This window comes from Edaphobacter dinghuensis (genome assembly GCF_014640335.1).
Taxonomy (GTDB): Bacteria; Acidobacteriota; Terriglobia; order Terriglobales; family Acidobacteriaceae; genus Edaphobacter; species Edaphobacter dinghuensis.
Map to the genome: position 1 here is coordinate 609,004 of NZ_BMGT01000002.1, position 20,829 is coordinate 629,832.

Annotated in this window: 12 protein-coding genes; 6 read left to right on the forward strand and 6 right to left on the reverse strand. The window is 59.8% G+C overall.

The window, feature by feature from the left end:
• Positions 1-32: 32 nt before the first annotated feature.
• Positions 33-1,838 (reverse strand): hypothetical protein, encoded by a 1,806-nt coding sequence (locus IEW09_RS08185; protein WP_229739186.1) that lies wholly within the window; start codon positions 1,836-1,838, stop codon positions 33-35.
• Positions 1,839-2,073: 235 nt separating this feature from the next.
• Here IEW09_RS08185 and IEW09_RS08190 point away from each other — a divergent pair, with 235 nt between their 5' ends.
• The 3 genes from IEW09_RS08190 (at position 2,074) to IEW09_RS08200 (ending at position 6,785) form a co-directional block, all read left to right on the forward strand.
• The gene (locus IEW09_RS08190) at positions 2,074-4,233 is read left to right on the forward strand and encodes a glycoside hydrolase family 20 zincin-like fold domain-containing protein (RefSeq protein WP_188553679.1); all 2,160 of its coding nucleotides are present in this window, start codon (positions 2,074-2,076) and stop codon (positions 4,231-4,233) included.
• Between the two features lie 22 nt (positions 4,234-4,255).
• Positions 4,256-5,389: an N-acetylglucosamine-6-phosphate deacetylase gene (gene nagA / locus IEW09_RS08195; protein ID WP_188553680.1), complete on the forward strand. Its 1,134-nt coding sequence runs from the start codon at positions 4,256-4,258 to the stop codon at positions 5,387-5,389.
• Positions 5,390-5,471: 82 nt separating this feature from the next.
• Positions 5,472-6,785: an Hsp70 family protein gene (locus tag IEW09_RS08200; protein ID WP_188553681.1), complete on the forward strand. Its 1,314-nt coding sequence runs from the start codon at positions 5,472-5,474 to the stop codon at positions 6,783-6,785.
• A 9-nt stretch (positions 6,786-6,794) separates the two neighbouring features.
• Here IEW09_RS08200 and IEW09_RS08205 read toward each other — a convergent pair whose 3' ends face one another.
• The gene (locus tag IEW09_RS08205) at positions 6,795-7,712 is read right to left on the reverse strand and encodes an N-acetylglucosamine kinase (RefSeq protein WP_188553682.1); all 918 of its coding nucleotides are present in this window, start codon (positions 7,710-7,712) and stop codon (positions 6,795-6,797) included.
• Positions 7,713-7,815: 103 nt separating this feature from the next.
• Here IEW09_RS08205 and IEW09_RS08210 point away from each other — a divergent pair, with 103 nt between their 5' ends.
• Positions 7,816-12,012, forward strand: coding sequence for a sodium:solute symporter family transporter (locus tag IEW09_RS08210; protein WP_229739187.1), 4,197 nt, complete (start codon positions 7,816-7,818; stop codon positions 12,010-12,012).
• 109 nt (positions 12,013-12,121) lie between these two features.
• On the forward strand, positions 12,122-12,796 hold the full coding sequence (gene phoU, locus IEW09_RS08215) for a phosphate signaling complex protein PhoU (RefSeq protein ID WP_188553684.1): 675 nt from the start codon (positions 12,122-12,124) through the stop codon (positions 12,794-12,796).
• 3 nt (positions 12,797-12,799) lie between these two features.
• Here the strand turns inward: phoU and IEW09_RS08220 are convergent, their stop codons facing one another.
• Genes IEW09_RS08220 through IEW09_RS08230 form a run of 3 tightly spaced genes read right to left on the reverse strand, consistent with a single transcriptional unit; the run spans position 12,800 to position 16,903 of the window.
• Entirely contained in the window at positions 12,800-14,392 is a 1,593-nt protein-coding gene (locus IEW09_RS08220; RefSeq protein ID WP_229739188.1) for an aldehyde dehydrogenase (NADP(+)), read from the reverse strand.
• Positions 14,393-14,443: 51 nt separating this feature from the next.
• Complete coding sequence (locus IEW09_RS08225; RefSeq protein ID WP_229739189.1) at positions 14,444-15,439, reverse strand: formylglycine-generating enzyme family protein; 996 nt, start codon at positions 15,437-15,439, stop codon at positions 14,444-14,446.
• A 15-nt stretch (positions 15,440-15,454) separates the two neighbouring features.
• The gene (locus IEW09_RS08230; protein WP_188553685.1) at positions 15,455-16,903 is read right to left on the reverse strand and encodes a sulfatase family protein; all 1,449 of its coding nucleotides are present in this window, start codon (positions 16,901-16,903) and stop codon (positions 15,455-15,457) included.
• Between the two features lie 383 nt (positions 16,904-17,286).
• Between IEW09_RS08230 and IEW09_RS08235 the strand changes: the two genes are divergently transcribed.
• Entirely contained in the window at positions 17,287-18,651 is a 1,365-nt protein-coding gene (locus IEW09_RS08235; protein ID WP_229739190.1) for a glycoside hydrolase family 28 protein, read from the forward strand.
• Positions 18,652-18,657: 6 nt separating this feature from the next.
• Here IEW09_RS08235 and IEW09_RS08240 read toward each other — a convergent pair whose 3' ends face one another.
• Positions 18,658-20,787: an alpha/beta hydrolase family protein gene (locus IEW09_RS08240; protein WP_188553687.1), complete on the reverse strand. Its 2,130-nt coding sequence runs from the start codon at positions 20,785-20,787 to the stop codon at positions 18,658-18,660.
• Between the last annotated feature and the right edge of the window lie 42 nt (positions 20,788-20,829).

A 20,829-nucleotide genomic window follows, 5' to 3' on the forward strand; every position in this document is an offset into this window, starting at 1 on the left:
CGAGGAGCGTCCTTTTTCGAAAGTACAGATATTTACGGGATGTAGTAACGCATGCTCGTGAACACCATGTTGTTGGTGGCCTTCGGCGCTCCGCCTACGCCAGCCCAAGCGTTGCGCGTCAGGTAGCTGTACTCCATGGCGTACTGCAACCGGCCGTACTTGGGGCTGCTGTAGAAGCGGTAGGTGAAGCCTGCGGTGCCCTCAATCACTGCGCGGGTTGCCCCCGTGCAGTTTGCCGGAACACCGGGATTGTAACCAGTGCTTCCTGAGGGGACAGTTTCCGTGCCGCAGCCAGTGTTCGAGGCTGTGATCGGCGCATAGCCGGTCAGCTTGCCTGCATTAGGTCCGGTCAGGTTCAGGAAGGTCGTGCGCTGCGCATACTCGCCACCGGCGTAGCCGAAGAGATCGAGCTTCTTGGCGGGGTGCAGTTCGAGCGAGAACAGGCCCTGGTCGGCTTTGATGGTCGCCAGCGTTCCGTCCGGGTGAACCGTGGTGTCAGGCAGCGTCGAGGTGCCATACCGGCCCACGCCTGTACCAGTCAGGATATGAACGCCTACGTCAGCAAAGTGCGTTACCGGAACACGAGCGTTGAAGAAGAAGCCGCCGCCGGTCTTGGTGTCGTTGGCCGCACCGGCTGTTCCGGTCGTAGGAACAGTGGTGACGCCGGGGTAGTAGCGATCGCGGAAGAAGCGGGCGAGACCGCCGATCTCGTAGTGGCCAATCTTCGGGTCGAAGGCAGCCTTCACGATCACATCGGGCGCTACGTTATTGGAGTAGTTCGCGGTGGAGTTATACAAGCCGCCGCCGGTTCCTGCATTGCCGAAGAAAAAGTTCGAGTTCGCATTGGTCGCCGAGAAGATGTTCTGTGCATTCTCAAGCGCTATGGCCACGGTCGTCATACCGAGCTTCTGCTGGATGCGGACGCCTGGCTGACGTGCCCAGCTGAAACCGACATGGTACTGAGCGTCGATAACCATCGGCAGGTTCTCAGTGCGGTTGTCAGTTCCCTTCTTGGTCTCGGTAACAAGCGACCACATCTGGCCGCCGGTGATAGCGAAACCACGCTGCGTCGCGATCTGTCCCCAGATCTGGCGCTGGCGCAGGGTGTAGCTGTTGCTCTGATTGTCGTTGCTGGTGACGCCTGCGGAGAGGAAGTCGGCCTCGACGTAACCGGAGAGCTTGAATGCTCTGGTGTTGCCTTCGAACAAGCCACCGATACGGCTCTGGCGTCCGGAGAAGTTGAACTCGCTGGTGTGGGCCTGAGCTGCTCCCGGGTAGGGGGTGGAGTTGAAAGGCGTGTTCACGTCCGAGTTCAGCGAGCGCTGACGGTAAACGGATTCAGCCGCGAAGAAGGCAACCGGCGTGATCTTGATTCCACGGTAATGAAGCGCCATGGGCTCATCGATCTCCTTCATCACGTCCTTCTTGGTATCGCTGATCGTCTGCGCGAGTGTCTCGTTCTTCGCTTTGAGATCGGTCACGTTGGTGTTCAGCGTGTTGACGGCATCAGTGTTGGCCTGAACGCTCGAGCTGACTCCCGCTGCCTGAGACTGCGCCTGAGCAGCCGCGGCATTAGCTGCCTGGGCATCCTGCGTGGCAGTCGCCAGCTTCGCATCCTTGTCGGCGTTCTGCTGCTTCAGGCTGTCGATCTGTACCTGCTGGCTCTGCATCTGTTCGCGCAGTTCGCGAATCTCGCGCTCTGTCGCGCTCTCCGCCTTCTTTTTGACAACTTTCTTATGGGTTGCTTTCTTTGGCTGCGTGGTGCTGGTCTGCGCTTGCATCGATACCGTACATAAAACCAGCATCGCTGTCATCGCTGCTCGTACTTGCTTCGTCATTGGACCCCTCAGGTTGAACAGGACATCCGCGCGCGAGATTAGCGGGGCTTCTCTTAAGGCCAAAAACCACGCGCAGCGTCGTTCCTTTGAGGGCATGGTTGCAAAGAAATGTGAATAGAACGAGAATTTCTCTTTCTATTCACATTCTTTTGACGCAACATTCAAAAACTGCCGCCGAGACAGCCTCACTAAAGGCACTGCACAAAACGGCTGCCGGGCTGATATATCGTTACGTATGCTATTTTTTCGCAGCGGGCTCCTTCTTCTCTCACTGACGACCCTCGCCTCCGCGCAGTCTTCCATCAAGCTGATCCCGATGCCGCGGGAGATCCACGCGACTGCCGACGTACCGATCCCGAATGGCGTCCGCATCGTCTGCGACGCGCCCTGCTCAGAAGAAGACCACTTTGCTGCCACCGATCTGGGGACGAGCCTGCAGGAGCGCAATATCTCCTCGGTGTCGCCATCAGGATTCGTCGTCGAGCTGACCCGGCTCGCCAACCACCCGGTTGCGGACTTTACCGCCGAGATGAAGCCCGAGGGCTATGTCATCTCCTCCGGCCACAACACGCTCACCGTCACCGCCTCCACCGCCGAAGGCCTCTTCTACGGAGCGCAGACGGTCAAGCAGTTGATCGTGGGCGACGGCCCTCGAGCCATCCTGCGCGGTGCGAACATTCGCGACTGGCCGGCGATGAAGTATCGCGGCCTCGACGACGATCTCTCACGCGGGCCAGTACCTACGCTCGACTTTCAGAAGAAGCAGATTCGTACCATCGCCGCCTACAAGATCAATATCTACTCGCCTTACTTTGAGCACACCCAGCAGTATGCCTCCAATCCTTTAATGGCGCCTCCGGGCGGCAGCATCAGTGCCGCCGATGCAAAGACGCTGGTGGCATATGCGAAGGCCTACCACGTAACGATCATTCCCGAACAGGAGGCCTTCGGCCATCTCCATCACAATCTGACTTGGGAGCAGTATGCTCAGCTTGCTGAAAATCCCCATGGAGCTGTGCTCGCACCCGGCCAGCCCGGATCGATTCCCCTGATCCAGCAGATGTTCGGCGAGCTTGCCGCGCTCTATCCGGGACCGTTTCTACATATCGGCGCAGATGAGACTCAGGATCTCGGCACCGGACAGACCAAGGCCGACGTCGACGCGCGCGGCCTTGGCGCGGTCTACCTCGACTTCATGCAGCGCATCGTCACTGCATTGCAGCCGCTGCATCGCAAGCTCCTCTTCTGGGGCGATATCGCGCAGGACTCGCCCGATCTGCTCAAGAAGATGCCGCAGTCGTTCAAAGATTCGACTATCGCCGTTGCCTGGACCTATAACCCTGAGCCGCGCGGCTTCGACCGTTACCTCACACCGTTCACCAACGCCGGCTTTGAGACCTGGGTTGCTCCCGGCGTCAACAACTGGTCACGCGTCTATCCCAATAACAACCTCGCGCTGCTGAACATTCAGGGCTTCATTCGCGATGGCCAGCGGCTCGGCTCGACCGGAGCGCTGAATACGATCTGGAACGACGACGGCGAAGGCCTTGAAAACATGAACTGGTACGGCATCCTCTTTGGTGCCGCTGCCTCGTGGCAAAAGGGCGAATCGTCGATTCCGCAATTTCAAGACTCCTACGCCCAGGTCTTTCACGGCGATATGACCGGCGATCTTAACGAAGCGCAGAAGGAGATGATGCTGGCCCACGCTCTCCTGAAGCAGCAGGCCAAGACCGGCGACGGCTCCGATGGCCTCTTCTGGCTCGATCCCTTTAGCAAGGACGGCCAGACCTATGCAGACAAGATTCGGCCCTACACTCACGAGCTTCGCCTGCACGCGGAGCGGGCACTCACGCTCATCGCTCAGGCGCGCGCCGCTGCACCTGCTCCGCCAAAGCCGTTTACCGCTACTGCGGCACCTTACAACCCTGCCGATGCCTATCCCTCCAATCCCACCAGCCTGCGCGAGACAGATGCGATTGACGCACTTGAGTTGGGTGCGCGGCGCATGGACTTCATCGGTCTCAAGTTTCAGCTCGCCGATGAGATTACGCAGGGGTATCAACGCGCCTATGACATGCGCATGACCACTGACCGTAAACAACGCCAGGCCGTCGCCCGCGAGCTCTCCGACATCAACGGCACCAACGGGCGCATCGCCGACATACGCGACACCTACTCCCTGATCCGCGATCTCTATCAGCAGGCGTGGCTCCGGTCGAACCGACCCTACGCTCTGCGGCCCGTGCTCGAACACTACGACTACACCATCGGCCAGTGGCTCGCGCTTAGTGACAAGGTTCGCGTCGCGCAGCGGCAGTGGTCCGACAGCCACACGCTGCCAACCGCGGCAGAGGTTGGCATTCCGGCCCCGCCACCTGCAACGGCCCGCTAGGAAACGCACTAAACTAATCTCGATGCCAACCACTCTCACCGCGCGCCAGCTTCATATCCCACAGGGCACCATCGACCATCCTGTCATCGTCATCGATGACGACGGTCTGATTGCCAGCATCCACTCTGACCCGACCAACAAGTCGGAAGACGTGTTGACCACAACCTTTCTCGATATCCACACGCACGGCGCGGCCAACTACGACGTCATGCATGCCAGCGCCGCAGAGCTTGGCGTTGTGAACAGGTTCCTTGCTACCCGTGGCGTCGGCCATTATCTACCGACCACCGTCACCGCTCCGATCGATCAGACGCTGCGCTCGCTTGAATCCTTGGCCAACGCCGTCGAGTCGCGGACTCCCGCCAATGAAGCGAGACCCGTCGGCATCCATCTCGAAGGCCCCTTCATCTCGCACGCCAAAAAGGGCGTTCATCCTCCTGCCGACATTCTGCCGCCGGATATCGCTCTCTTTGATCGCTTTCAGCAGGCCGCTCGCGGACATATCCGCCTCATCACCATTGCGCCCGAGATTCCCGGCGCGCTCGCCCTCATCAAGCACGCTGCAACTCATGGCGTAAGGGTCAGCATCGGCCACACCGACGCTACATCGGAACAGGCCCTGGCCGCAATCGACGCTGGAGCCCGCAGCGCAACACACACCTTCAACGCCATGCGTGCGCTCGACCATCGCGCCCCCGGCGTCATCGCCACCGTGCTCGACGACGATCGCCTCTTTGCCGAGCTGATCTGCGACGGCGTCCACGTCGATCCATCCATGGTTCGTCTCTGGCTCAAAGCCAAGGGAGCAGACAAGGCCATCCTCGTAACCGATAGTATGTCTGCCGCAGGCATGCCAGATGGAACCTACACGCTCGGCACGTTTCAGGTCGAGGTCGCCGATGGCCGCGCTATGGCGAATGGAAGCCTCGCAGGAAGCGTTCTAACCATGGACCGCGCCGTCGCCAATCTACAGCGCTTCACCGGCTCGCCTCTTGGTACAGCGGTGCGGCTGGCATCGCACAACCCTGCGAAGCTGTTGGGAATGGAAGACGTAATTGCCAATCCCATCGCCGGCCAGCCCGCAGACTTCAACGTCTTCAACGCCACGGGCGAACACAAGGCCACCATCCTGAACGGAGCTCGCATTCAACTCTAGGTTTACCCACACACGGAACAAGGCAAAACGCCGCTACACGGCGCTGGCTTCCCTGCCCCAAAGTCTGGCATTCTGAAAGACCATGCCTTTTCCGTCCAAACCCGTCCCTTCTATCGGCATCGACTTCGGAACGACTAACAGTTCTATCGCCCTTGCCACGCCCGAGGGCGCCGTCGAACTGGTCTCGTTTCCCACGGCAACGGCGAGCATCGAATCCTTTCGCTCCATCCTTTATCTGGAACAGCATAAACACGCCGGTCGCACGCAGATCAAAAGCTACACCGGACCATCCGGCATCGAGCACTACCTTCAAGCGGAACACAAGGGCAGGCTCATCCAGTCGTTGAAGTCCTATCTCACCAGCCGCACGCTTACCGGGACCGAGGTCTTTGGCCGCCGCTACAGCATCGAAGACCTCATCTCGCGCATCCTCACCGACCTGCGCCTGCGAGCAGAGCAGCAGTTCGGCCAGCCCATCCGTCACGCCACCGTGGGCCGCCCTGTTCGCTTCGTCGGCGCAGACTCAGTCGACGACGACACCTTCGCGCAGGAGCGTCTGCGCGAGGCCTTCACCCACGCAGGCTTCACCTCCATCGATTTTGAGATGGAACCCATCGCCGCGGCCTACTCCTACGAGTCCACGCTCGACCACGACGAGCTCATCCTCATCGGCGACTTCGGAGGAGGAACAAGCGATTTCTCTCTACTGCATGTCGGCCCCGGTGTTCGCAAGCGTGGCCGCACCGCGCAGGACCTGCTCGGCAACAGCGGCCTGGGTCTGGCAGGCGATGCCTTCGACGCGCGCATCGTGCGCAAGCTGGTCTCGCCAGCCCTCGGCGCAGACTCGCTTGCACGCTCGCTCGGCAAATTACTGCCCGCTGTGCCTGCATGGATCTACGCCAATCTCGAACGCTGGCACTACCTGTCGTTCCTCAAAACGCGCAACGTCAGTCAGATTCTCAAAAGTGCTCGCGCCAATGCCCTGGAGCCGGAGAAGATCGAAGCTCTCATTACGCTGATCGACGAAGACCTGGGCTACCAGTTGCATCAGGCCGTGCAGCGGCTCAAGATTGCGCTCTCGCGCAACGAATCCGCACAGTTCTCCTTCCGCGACGGCAGCATGGACATCCGCGCCGAGGTCGCTCGCAGCGACTTCGAATCATGGATCGACGAAGACCTGCAATCCATCGAACAATGTGTCGATGGCCTATTAGCAACGACGGGCATCTCCGCCAAAACGGTGGATCGCGTCTTCCTTACCGGAGGAACCAGCTTTGTGCCCTCCGTACGCCGCATCTTCGAAAGCCGCTTCACTGCCGAACGCCTGCGTACCGGCAACGAGTTCACCTCGGTCGCTCGCGGCCTCGCACTGAAGGCCCGCGAAAGCGCCCAATAGCTCTCCCTGTCAGCCCGCGGCTGTACGAGCTCGCCACAACGCGCCTTCCAGCGCATTGACTGCGCCTTCAAGCACGTAAGTCTGCGGCGCAGATTCTTTCAGCGCAGCGATCATCGTCTCCCGCACGATCGTTACGTGCTCCAGAATGCTGCCCACATAAGCAACCCCAATGGGGTCCTTGCTATCGCCTGAGGTCTCCATCATCTTGACCGCCACCAGCGTGATCAGCTCGGCCAGGTCAGCGCCCGCCCGCTGCAACACGGCCCGCGCCATCTCATCGCCGCCCTCGGCGCACCGCACTACCAGCGGAACCAGCGCCGCAAAGTCCGGCCCCGGACGGTCGTTTCCCTTCTCGACGACCTCGCCCAGAGAACCCAGCCCCCATGCCGCCTGAACCTCCGCCAGCAGGTTCGTCTTGATCCCGCGGTCCTTCGCCCAGAACCCAGCGCGCACCGCTTCCACACCGATCCACCAACCCGATCCCTCATCTGCCAGCACCGGCCCCCAGCCGCCTACGGGATACATCGTGCCATCCGCGCTGCGGCCAAGAAAGATCGATCCTGTTCCCGATACCGCCAGAATCCCCGGGCCGCCGCGGAATGCGCCATCAAGAGCAATCTCCTCGTCGCCGCATACCTCGACCGCGCCGCTCACCATGGCTCGCATCTCTGTGTCGCACCACTCACGCACCGCTGGAATCGAAACTCCGCCGATGCCCACGCAGCTTCCCGTCACCTGCTGCAGGCTCACTCCCGCCATCGTCGCAGTCTCTTCTAGAAGCCGACGCAACCGCGCCGTGGCCTCGACCTCGCCTACGCGCATCAGCTTGATGCTTCCGCAATCCGTTCGTCCAAGAATTTTGGTTTCATCTGCCAGAACACATCTGGTCTTGGTTCCGCCCGCATCAATGCCGATAAAATAAGCCAAGTTTTCCAGTCTCCCATCGTCGCGCAAGCCATTGCAGCGCCCTCACCGTTATCATAATGTGCGCAAGGGAATGCCGTCAGGCAGCCTTCAAAGGAGAGTCGCATTGACCGGTTGTTTCGAAGCCCTGGCGCTGGCGGTGCCAACACGTCTCCACCCCGTCGATCTCGCTCTCATCGCCCTCTATCTCATCGGTATCACGCTCTTCGGGCTGCGCTTCCGGTCCAGAAAAACCACCGATGGACGCTCGCTCAAAAGCTACTTTCTCGCCGATCGCTCCATCCCTTGGTGGGCCATCGCTCTCTCTATCGTCTCGGCTGAAACCAGCACGCTCACCATCATCTCTATTCCCGGCCTCGCCTTTGGCGGGGACTTCGGCTTTCTGCAAGTTGTCTTCGGCTACCTGGTCGGGCGCATCGTCGTCGCCGCCATCTTCCTTCCCAAGTACTTCCAGGGAGAGATGCTCACTGCCTACCAACTCATCGACAAGCGCTTCGGTCCCACACTGCACAAGGTCACCGCTCTCCTCTTCCTGCTCACGCGCGCAGCAGCAGAAGGCGTGCGCGTCTTTGCCGTCTCTATCGTAGTAGGCATCGCCATCGGGACACGCGATGTGCTGTCCATCGCCATCATCTCCGCACTCACCCTGCTCTACACCTTCGAGGGCGGAATGGCCGCCGTCATTTGGACGGACGTTGTGCAGATGATCATCTATATCGGCGGAACGCTCGTCGCCATGGCCACCCTCGGAACGCACGTACCCGGCGGATGGTCGCAGATCCACACCGTCGCTGCCGCAGCAGGCAAGTTCCACCTCTTCCACTTCGCGCTCAACCTCACCGAGACCTACACCTTCTGGGCCGGGCTGATCGGCGGTACCTTCCTCACCATGGCATCGCACGGCACAGATCAACTGATGGTGCAGCGCATGCTCGCTGCCCGCAACCTGCGCCAGTCCATCGTCGCACTGCTATCGAGCGGCGTCATCATTCTCTTCCAGTTCACGCTCTTCCTGCTCATCGGCGCGGGTCTCTTCGTCTTCTACGGCATGCATCCCACAGCCTTCGCCTCCGCCGATAGAATCTTTCCCACCTTCATCGTTCGCGAGATGCCGATCGGCGTCGCCGGTCTTCTCGTCGCAGCGATCCTTGCCGCAGCCATGTCCAACCTCAGCGCCGCACTCAACTCGCTCTCAAGCACAACCGTCGTAGACTTCTATATGCACTGGCGACCCACAGCAGATGACCGCGAACGCATGATGATCTCCCGCTCCTCCACCATAGTCTGGGCATTCGTGCTCTTCGCCATCGCCGTCTACAGCGTCCACGCCGGAGGCAAAGGCCACGTCGTCGAAATCGGCCTCTCCATCGCCTCGGTCGCCTATGGTGCGCTGCTCGGTGTCTTCCTTCTCGGCACACTTACGCGCTATGCCACCCAGACTGGAGCAATACTCGGGATGATCGCCGGCTTTGCGCTCAACATTCTGCTCTGGCTCCATACCGATCCCATCACGCTCGGTCCCATAACGATCCCGCACATCGCCTGGACCTGGTACGTCTTTATCGGCGCGCTTACAACCTTCGGAATCGGCACTGTTGCCAGCTTCATCTTTCGCAGCAAGCACAAAGCCAAAATCCTGACTACCGCACTGTTGGCCATCCTTGCCTTCCACGCAAAACCTGCCGAAGCGCAAGTACGAGCGCCTCACCTGCAGCACAGTTTCTCCGTTACCAAAGAAGACTCCACCGCATCCCCGAACTTCGCAGCGATCAGCAACCTCGTCAACGATGCCGTCGCGCAAAAGAAGCTCCCCGGCGCAGTCGTGCTCATCGGTCACGACAATAAAATTGTCTTCGAGCAAGCCTATGGCCACCGTTCGCTCGAACCCAACGTAGAGCCGATGACCGAAGACACCATCTTCGACATGGCCTCCCTCAGCAAGTGCCTCTCTACCGCAGTTGCCGTCATGCAGCTCTACGAAGAGCACAAGCTCAACTTCGACGATCCTGTAGCAAAGTATTTTCCCGCTTTCGCCGCAAACGGCAAAGAAAATGTAACCATCCGTGAGCTGCTGACGCACTACTCCGGCCTGCCTCCCGACATCAACCTCAAAGACACTCCCTGGGGTCTGTCAGCGCCAGACAAAGCCGAAGGCATCCGCCGCGCTCTCAACTCACCACTCGTCACTGCGCCCGGCACTCACTTCGAATACTCCGACATCAACTTCATCACGCTCGGCGCACTCGTCGAAAAACTTAGCGGTGAATCGCTCGACGTCTACGCGCAGCAGCACATCTTCACACCGCTTCACATGACCCACACACGCTATCTGCCATTTGCAGAGGCCTGTGGCCCTCACGAAACTCTCGGCGCTGCCATCGCACTTTCAACACCACCGCGCCTGCTCCAATCCGGGGAGTCCTCAACCGCAGTCTTCAAGGATTACTCCTGCCCTCCGCCTCACTGGATCACCTCCGCGATCATTCCCCATATCGCTCCCACAACCTACGATGACGAAGGCACCTCCGCCACCAATCCCGACTTCGGCCACATGCTTCGCGGCACCGTCAACGACCCCACCACCCGCCGCATGGGCGGAGTAGCCGGACACGCAGGCGTCTTCAGTACGGCCTCCGACGTGGCACTCTTCGCACAAGCCTTACTCGATAAGCTCACAAAAAATACCGGCCCCTTCCCGCTGAAACAATCCACGCTTGAACTGATGACAAAACCCGAACAGCCGTCATCCGCAGAAACCAGGGCCACCATCTTCATCCCCGACGGCAAAACCACCAAAGGCGTTGCCACACGAGGCTTCGGGTGGGACATCAACTCCGCCTTCTCGCGCCCGCGCGGTGGCGTCTTCCCCATAGGCTCCTTCGGACACACCGGCTTCACCGGTACCTCGTTGTGGATGGACCCTGCCAGCAACAGCTACGTCATCCTTCTCAGCAATGCAGTCCATCCTCGCGGCAATCCGCCAATCTCTGTCCTGCGAGGCGAGATCGCTACCGCAGCAGGCGAGGCGCTACACCTCAACGAAGGCATCGCCGCCACTACGACCGAAAGCAGCGCTCCGACCCTCACCGGCATCGATGTCCTTGAATCAACCAACTACGCCGCACTTGCCGAAGCTGCTAAACGCCATAACAACCACCTGCGCCTCGGCCTGCTCACCAACCAGTCCGGCCTCGACAGCAAGGGACGCCGCACCGTCGATCTCCTCGCCACCGACGCTCCCAAATTCGTTCCCGGCCTTACGCTCACGACGCTCTTTTCACCGGAGCACGGTATCTTCGGCAAACAGGACACCACCAAGATCGCAGCCGAGACCGATCCCGACACGCATCTCCCCGTCATCAGCCTCTACGGTCCCAAAGACTCCGACAAGCGCCCCAAGCCCGAAGACCTCGCTAAACTCGACGCCGTAGTCATCGACCTCCAAGATGCAGGCGTGCGCTTCTACACCTATGAGACCGTCGTCGGCTACTTCCTCGAAGCCGCCGCACAGGCGCACATCGAAGTCATCCTCCTCGACCGCCCCAACCCTATCGGCGGAGAGCAAGTACAAGGACCAGTCTCCGATGCCGGCCTCGAATCCTACACCGACTACATGCCACTGCCGATCCGTCACGGCCTCACCCTCGGCGAACTGGCTCGTTACATCAACGGAGAGCGCCGCCTGCCCACCGCCGCATCTGCCGACGTTCAGGTGCCTATCAACGCTCGTCTCACAGTAGTTCCCATGCAGAACTGGACGCGCAGCGAATACTTCGACCAGACCCGCCTGCCCTGGATCAACCCCAGCCCGAACCTACGCAGTCTCACCGCTGCCATTCTCTACCCCGGCGTGGCTCTGCTCGAAACCACCAACATCTCCGTGGGTCGCGGCACAGCTACGCCATTTGAGCACTTCGGCGCACCATACATCGACGCGCCCCAACTCGCCTCCTATCTCTCTGCCCGCAAGATTCCCGGCGTCACCTTCACGCCCACCAGCTTCTCTGTAGCCGACACCGCAAATCGCTACCCCTACCATGGCCAGACGATCCCAGGAATCCACATCACCATCACCGACCGCAACGCGCTCGACGCGCCCGAGCTTGGCATCGAACTTCTCGCCGCCCTCCACCGCTTCTATCCCAAACAGTTCGACCTCGCCAAGGCGGAGCGGCTCACGGCCAGCGTCAACACCATGCTCGACCTCAGCAACAACACGGACCCGCGCAATATCGCGGACTCCTGGGCCAGCGATATTGCGGCGTTCAAAACACGTCGCGAGCCCTATCTGCTCTATCGCTAGCTAACGATTCCGGCAGGTATTCATCTCACTACTGGTAGCAAAATTCATCTTCTCTTCGCCATCTTTACGTCACAATAGAGAGATAGGCATTTTGCAGAGAGGGAAGTACATGCCCCGCATTCATTTTCAACAACAACTCGTCGCCCTGAAAGACAAACTGCTCGCCATGGCCGCGCTTTCGCAACAGGCCCTCAGCCTCTCCATCGACGCCTACCTCGGCAGCGACGCCATCCTCTGCGACCACATCAAGGAGATTGAGGAAGCCATCAACGCAGCCGAGCGCGACGTCGACGAGATGGCGTACGATCTGCTCGCCAAAGAGCAGCCCATGGCCATCGACCTCCGCTTCATCCTCTCCGTCATCAAGATCAACGGCGACCTCGAGCGCATCGGAGATCAGGCGACCAACATCTCGCAACGGGTCCAGATTCTCCAAAACGGCCCTTCCATCTCCCTGCCTGTCGATATCTCCGAGATGGGAGAGAAGGTCGGCGTTATGATCCGCACCGCCATTCAGGCCCTGCTCGAAGCCGATGCCAAACTCGCCGACACCGTTCTCGCCATGGACGACGAGATCGACGATATGAACCGCACCGTCCAGACCGAACTGATCGACCTGATGCAGCACCATCCTGAGTTCAGCAGCCAGGCGTTAAATGCCATCATCGTCTCGCGCAACCTCGAGCGCTCCGCCGACCACGCCACCAACATCGCCGAAGACGTCATCTTCTGGGTACGAGGCTCCGATGTGCGTCACCTCTTTTCGCTTGCCCACGCTGAATAGGCATTAGGGCTGCTGCAGCTTGCCGTCGACCAGCCTCCACAGATGAAGCGGGTTGCCGTTCTGCAGCGGCTCCGGCAGCAGCGCTGTCGGCAGGTCCTGATAACAGACCGGACGCAGCCAGCGCTCAATCGCCGTCGCTCCCACAGAGGTCACACGGCTGTCAGAGGTCGCCGGAAACGGTCCGCCATGCACCATGGCATAAGAGACCTCAACGCCCGTCGGAAAGCCGTTCGCCAGGATGCGTCCCGCCTTCCGCTCCAGAACCGGCAGCAGTCGCCGAGCGATCTCCACATCCCCATCGACAAGGTGCAGCGTCGCCGTAAGCTGACCGGAGAGATGCTCCGCCACGGCAATCATCTCTTCAACGTCCTTGCACGCGATCAACAACGTCGTAGGCCCAAAGACCTCTTCCATCAACACCGGCGTCGTCAAAAAATGCTGGGCCTTCGTCGCAAAAAGCGTAGGCTGTCCCGCACAGGCCAACGGAGCCGCGGCTTGACCACTCGCCAGCTTGTTGACCTTGCCCTCTCCATCCCACTGCGCGACGCCGTGCTCATACGCGCGATGAATGCCCGAGTTCAGCATGGTCGTCGCAGTCTTGGCCTCGATGGCAGTCTTCGCGGCCTGTTCAAAGCGCTCAAACTCCGCGCCCTCAATACCGATCACGATGCCCGGCTTGGTGCAGAACTGTCCCGTCCCCAGCGTGGCCGAATCGGCCAGCCCCTGCGCAATTGCCTCTGCGCGCTGGCTTAGAGCGCCCGGCAGCAGAAAGACAGGATTGATGCTGCTCATCTCAGCAAAGACAGGGATGGGCACATCCCGCCCGGCAGCAATCGCCACCAGCGCCCGCCCTCCACGGCGCGATCCGGTAAAGCCCACTGCCTGAATCGCAGGGTGCGCCACCAGCGCTTCACCCACCGCATTGCCCTCGCCGACGACAAGCGAAAACACGCCCTCGGGCAATCCGCAGTCGCTCACCGCCTTCTGAATCACGCGGCCAACCAGCTCAGAGGTTCCCAGGTGCGACGGATGCGACTTCGCCACCACAGGACAACCCGCCGCCAGCGCCGACGCAGTATCTCCGCCCGCAACCGAGAAGGCCAAAGGAAAGTTGCTCGCTCCGAACACAGCCACCGGCCCCAGCGGAATCTTCTGCATGCGCAGATCAGGACGCGGTGCAGGCTTGCGCTCCGGCAACGCGCTATCCAGCGTGACATCGAGCCAGCGGCCTTCTCTTACCAGCGAAGCAAATAATTTGAGCTGTCCCACCGTTCGCCCGCGCTCACCTTCGACGCGGCCACGTGGCAGCCCCGACTCGCTCATCACGCGCTCCACCAAAGCATCTCCCAGGTCGAGGATTCCTTGTGCAATCGCCTCCAGAAATCCCGCGCGCTGCTCAAGGCCTGTCGCCCTGTAAGCGTCAAAGGCCAGCATCGCCAGCGTGCAGGCTTCATCAACATCCTTCGCCGAGCCGCCACCAAACGCCGGAGCCATCGTCTCTCCGGTCGCCGGGTTGATCGCATGCACCACACCCTGCGCTCCACGAACGCTTCGCGCTCCCACCAACATCTCGCCTGTAATCTCAATCGCCGTCACGCAACCTCCTACGGTTATCTACACACTTTACTATTAGGCACACGCGAAGATTCAGACAGCTCTCGCGCAGCGAAACCCAATGTTCGAAGCCGAGCTGTCAGGCGTGTTCGACGTCCGCGCAGCAACACGGTAGCGGTTGCAATAAGACGCATGACAGAGGAACGATCCACCCTTCATCACCTTGCCCTGCCCACTAGCCGGCCCCGTCGGGTCCTTTGCCGGCTCTGCGCGAAACGAGTTGTGAAACCAGTCCGCGCACCACTCCCACACATTGCCGGTAGCCGAATAGATCCCAAATCCATTGGGCGGAAAGCTATCCACCGGGCAGCTCCCCGCATAGCCATCCTCAGCCGTATCTTCAACCGGAAACCGCCCCTGCCACACATTGCAGCGATGCTCTCCGTTAGGGGTCAGCTCATCACCCCACGGATAGAGCTTCTGCTCTAACCCGCCGCGTGCCGCAAACTCCCACTGCGCCTCCGTTGGCAATGACTTCGAAGCCCATGCCGCATACGCCTGCGCGTCGTTCCACGACACATGCACCACGGGATACCTGCCCCGTTCGCGCACATTCGAGCCCGGCCCCTCCGGCTGCCTCCAGAACGCGCCCGGAACCTTGCACCACCACTGCGCCGCTGCGACCGTATCTTCCACCAGCTCTTCAAACCGCTCAGCCGGAATGTGAGCCCAGAAGACGAACGACCAGCCGAAGACCTCCGCCTCCGTGCGATATCCCGTCGCATCGGCAAACGCCGCGAACTCTTCGTTTGTCACCGGGAACCGATCGATCTCAAACGGTGAAACCGTAACCGGGCGCACCGGCCCTTCGCCATCCAGCGGAAATCCATGCGGATAATCGGTGCCCATTAAAAAAGTTCCACCCGGCAGCGAGACCATATCGCCGCCTGCACCGTGGCTCTCAGCGGCTACAAGCCTCGCCTCATCCGTCTTCACTGCCCCCACATCGCGCATCGCAGAAGGTGAGCAGCAGGAAGGCTTCTGCTTCCCGCCATGCTCACCCAGGCTCTGCTCTACTTCGCCCATCATGGTCACCCTTCCGAACTATGGATACAATTTCGCCTCAACGATCTCCGGCTCCGGCTCTCCCGAGGCGACGATAAGCTTCTTCAGCTCCTCGCGAAGCTCAGCCGCCTTGGCCCGATACTCTTTTCGCCCGGCAAGGTTCATCAGTTCATGCGGATCGTTGCGCTGATCGTACATCTGGTACTCATGATAATTGTTACTCGTAGCCGCCCTCAGCCCCGTCGGATCGGCAACGCAATACGTCCACTCCTTCGTGCGGATCGTTCTTCCCGTCATCGACTCGCTGATCTGGATCAGCTCCTTGTTCGGCCACGCCTCTCGCGCCTTGGCATCGTTCAGCAGCGGCAAAATGCTCTTGCCCTTCATCGACTCCGGCACCTTCACACCCACCGCGTCCAGCAGTGTCGGCGCAACATTGATAATGCCGAACAGCTCCGGTATCTGCTGCGCGCCCTCAAAACCCGGCCCCTGAATAATCAGCGGAATGCGAACCGAGCTATTGTGCGTGCTGCGCTTGTACTCCTCATTGCGCGTCATAAAGTGGCATCCATGGTCGCTGATGAAGGCAAAGATCGTGTTGTCCGCCATGCCCTCTTCCTCCAGCACCTTCCTCAGCCTGCCCACTGAAGCGTCAATGCTCTCGCACGCGCCATAGTAGTCCGGAAGCTGCTGATGCCAGTCACCCGGCTGCTCGCGCAGATCGGCAGGTACCGCCGCATTGATAAACCGCTCCGCCGAACCCTTCGGTCCAACCATGCGCTTCCAGTCATTCTGCTGATGCGGCTCAAGCTGCGAGACAAACAGGAAGAACGGCTTCTCTTGCTTCTGCCTTAAAAATCGCTCGGCACGATCGGTGATGAAGTCGACGCGATACTGGTCCTTGAAGGTGATCGCCTTGCCATCGCCGTCGTAGATCGTCCCCTCATAAGGATGGGTCGTATGCTCCAACGCGTTCGCACCCTCCCACAGATCGAGAAAGCCGCCGCGATACTCCGGCTTCACATATCCAGGCCCACCGCCATCCGACTCCTTCGCAGGAGCAAGATGCCATTTGCCAATCAGGTTTGAGGTATAACCCGCCTTGCGCAGCTCTCCGGCAAGCGTCGGTAGTTCGGTAGTCAATGCCGGACCATTGTGCCAGACATTCGTCTCCGTAGCATATCGGCCAGTCATCAACACCGAACGCGCCGGAGCGCACACCGGCTGGTTGGTCACCGCATGCGTGAAGTTCTTTCCATGCGCCGCCAGCGCATCCAGGTTCGGCGTATTCGTAGAGCCGTTCAGTCCATTCGCGCCGACAAAGTCCCAGCGAAACTGGTCAGAGAGGTACAGAATAATGTTCGGCTTACGCTTCCCTGCCTGCTCTGCGCCCTCAGACTTCGCACCGACCGGCAGAGCCGCGGCCACACCTGCCTGTGCCGCTGCCGCCGCCGTCCCCAACAGAAAGTTCCTTCGATTGACTGCCACGCTTTACTCCTCTCAACTTACCGAACCATGTTAGTTTCTTATCAGAAATAGTGTTTAACTATCAAAACAGGCTCTCCACGAACTTAAAAGTGGATCGCAACTGAACCTGAAGTGGACTTCGAATGAAGTTGAAGGTGCTCACTGTGCAACTTGCTTTGCACTGCCATCGTATCCCTATCAGGCTTCAACAGAACCGCACAGTGATTGAGGCTCGAAGGGCCCCGCCTACCGGGGTTCCATCCAGACACAACAACTCGTACGCGGACAACAACCGCGGAGCCGTATCGTCTTGTCGGAAGAAGCTGTCATCGAGCAGTCATTCCGGCTTCGGAATAGCTTGTACCGTAACACAATCTTCGCGAGTAAAAACAGGAGTCGGCAGCGTGCAACGAATCTTTTCCCTCTTCGGTATCGTCCTCCTCACCTTTGCCTCCGTCGCTATTGCCCAGGACACCCGCACCGTTGTCGAGCCAGCCATACCTCCTGCCTGCATCACGCTCCATGCGCATCTCATCACCAACTCCGGAACGATCGCCTCTGCCGATGAATTGAAGCTCGACACCGACCGTATTCAACAAGCCATCGACCACTGCGGCAAAGGCCACGCCGTAACCCTACGCGTCGACGGTACCCGCAATGCCTTCCTCAGCGGCCCCCTGCAACTCCGCGACGGCGTCACCCTGCTCGTCGACAAGGGAGTCACATTCTTCGCCTCGCGCGATCCCGCGCTCTACCAGACCGCCCCCGGAAGTTGCGGCATCGTCAACCAATCCGGCCACGGCTGCAAACCGCTGATCTCCGTGCAGAACGTCTCCGGAGCAGGCATCATGGGCGACGGCGTCATCGACGGACGTGGTGGCGCAAAACTTTTGAACAAGGATGTCACCTGGTGGCAACTCGCCGAACAGGCCCGTCCTAACGGTCGCCAACAAGTTCCTCGCATCCTCGTCGCCGACCACGCAGATAACTTCACGCTCTACCGCATCACGCTTAAAAATTCGCCCAACTTCCACGTCGTCTACAACAACGGCAACGGCTTCACTGTGTGGGGTCTCAAGATCGACGCACCCCGACGCGGCGCGCGCAACACCGACGGCGTCGATCCCGGCAACGGCTCAAAAAACATTACCATCACGCACAGCTTCATCAGCACCGGCGACGACGACATAGCCATCAAGGGAGGCACCGGAGGCGTCACCAACATGACCGTCAGCCACAACCACTTTTATGCCGGGCACGGCATGTCCATTGGCAGCGAGACCAACGGTGGCGTCAACAAAATTCGCGTCACCGATCTCTCGCTCGACGGCCCCGACAACGGCATCCGCATCAAATCGAACGCCTCGCGCGGCGGCCTCGTTCACGACGTCGTCTATGACGACATCTGCATCCGCAACTCACCCAATCCCATCACCTTCGACACCGGTTACACAGCAGCTGGAACGCTACAAGGCAATTCCCTCCCAACCTATCGCGACATCACCCTGCACAACATCCGCATCTCCGGCGGAGGCAAGATCTCCTTCAACGGCTACTCACAAGATCATCGCGTCGGCGCCACACTCGATAACGTCTTACTCACCGACAAAGCAAATTACACATACTCTCTAAGACACGCAGACATCACAATCGACCCCGGCCCAGTCAATCTCAACTTAACCGGAGGCACCGACTCCACCCTCTCCGGCATAGCCGCCAAGGGATCACCCGCATCATGTACAGATAAGTTCGTCCCATTTCCCCGCTGACCTATCTCAACGGCTACCTGCCTGCAATGTGCTTATAGATAGATCATCCGTACCATTCAGCGGATGAGTCAACGTCAACCGCGATTTCATCGCATGTTGCAGCTCAGGCAAATCGTAGTGACGAACAACTCCGGGAAGAATGTCTTCCGGCGCACCAACAGGCATAGGAGCCTCAATGAGGCTCTTGTAACTACTCAACGCATGATCGACCGAAATATGCGCAAGCCGCGAATCCAGCACAGCAGCATGCAGCAACACCAAACCGTAGTGTCCTGATGCCAACGCCGAAATCCGCTTCGCATCTACATCCGAACGCGAAGCAAGATAATCGACAGCACGAATCGTATCGTCGATCCGCATCCCCATGATCGTCTTCCCCGTCAGCTCCGCCCGCAGCTCGGTCAGATAAAACGGCCCTAGAATCGGTGACTTCGTCTCCTCTGTCCCCGGAGGCGAAGGTCGCGGCGTCAGGGCTAACACAACATTCCCGGCCTCAGCCATACGCTCCATCGCCCCTTCAAGTTCTCGCTGCGCCGAGCTATCCGCAGGCATCGAAGCTGCATTCGTCAGCAGCAACACAGCAGGATGAACACCTGCGCCATGATGAGCAGTAATCACTCCCTGCAAATCAATCCCCGGCTCCGAGTGAAGCGTGACACGCTTAGAGTAGACATCGCCCTTCGCGGCAGAGACCGTGAGATCACCCTCCTCCACCAAACCAGAAGTCTTACTTCCATGCGCCGCAGGACGCGCCGCCGATTTAGTCACCTCTCGAATCGCCGCGCGCAATGCCTCGCCGCTCAAGGCCTTCGGCGGCGGCATCGACTCATACCGCTTCAGATTCAACCGATGCACAGCCTCAACATGAGGATACGAAGTAGCAACCTGCCCCGTAGGCGTGTCCTGAAAAGCATCCTTTGTGATTCCCGGCGGCAGCGCAAACGGACTTACTCCCGGCGCTCCCGGTGGAGGCAAGACAGGATGCGCAGCGTCCGCACCCGGCTGCAGATGCTTCAAGAAGAAGCTCACAATACGCGCCTGAATCGGCCCAAGATTGCCATGATGCCCCGGCCCGGTGAGAAACTCCAAGTCCGCATCCGCGCCAAAGAACCCATAGAAGCGTCTCGCCTCGGCCTCGGTCTTCTGCACTCCCGCAAATGGAAACATATCTTCGGTAGTAGCGATAATGGCGTAAGGACGAGGCGCAGCCAGCTCTACCCAATCAGGAAAATCCAATCCACTCGCAATAAAATTCGGCGTCGACTGCTCTGCATCCTGCGCTCCAATCGCAGGCAACAGCGTATCGAACGAGGTAATGTAGCAAGCCGTTCCCGTCGCCTTAATTCTTGTATCGAGCGCTCCCAGCAAAGCCGTCATCGCGCCGCCGCCCGAGCATCCAAACGCTCCAATGCGGTTCGCATCGATCTCCGAACGCGACTCCAGATAGTCCACAGCCCGCATCCCATCCCACGCAAAATAACGCGCTACCGCATCGCCAATCAGTGTCGGCTGCAACCCTGCCTCGCCATGCTCGCCTGTTGGCCGCGTCGCCAGCGAAGTCCCCGGCTTAGCCGGGTCGGGATACTGCAATCTCTCCCCCTGACCAATCGGGTCATACGAGAGCACCGCAAAACCATTACGAGCGAACGTCGATGCAAAACCAAAATCGGAAGCCTTCCCCGTCGGCCCATGCCCCGGAGCCACTACGATCGCAGGCAGCTTCTCCGCCTTCGCGCCTGGCTTCGCGTCTGGCAAATAGAGCAGCGCCGTTACCGGAAACCCCGGCTGCGAATCATAGATCACCTTCTCGATGCGGAACCCCTGCGCCTGCGTCACGCCAACGAGCTTCGCATGCAGCGGAGTCTTCTCCGGCAATCCTCCAATCAACGCAAGAATCTTTTTGCGCACCGCAGCCTGCCGTGCCTCTGCTTGCGTGCGCGTTGCAATGGCAGCCACAGCAGTTCTGCGCGCCGCCGTCTGCTCCGCCGCAATATGGTCGAGATACTCCGTAACCTGCTTGCGTCCGGCGTTGGCCGCAGAGTCAGCGGCAGTCGCACTTTGCGCCTGCACAGCAAGCGTAGAAAGAACCAGAAAAGTAGCAGCCAAAGAAGTGCGCGTCACACCAGCGTTAAACATGGCAAACCTTGTCGACCAAAGATAAAAACACAAAGAGGCCAG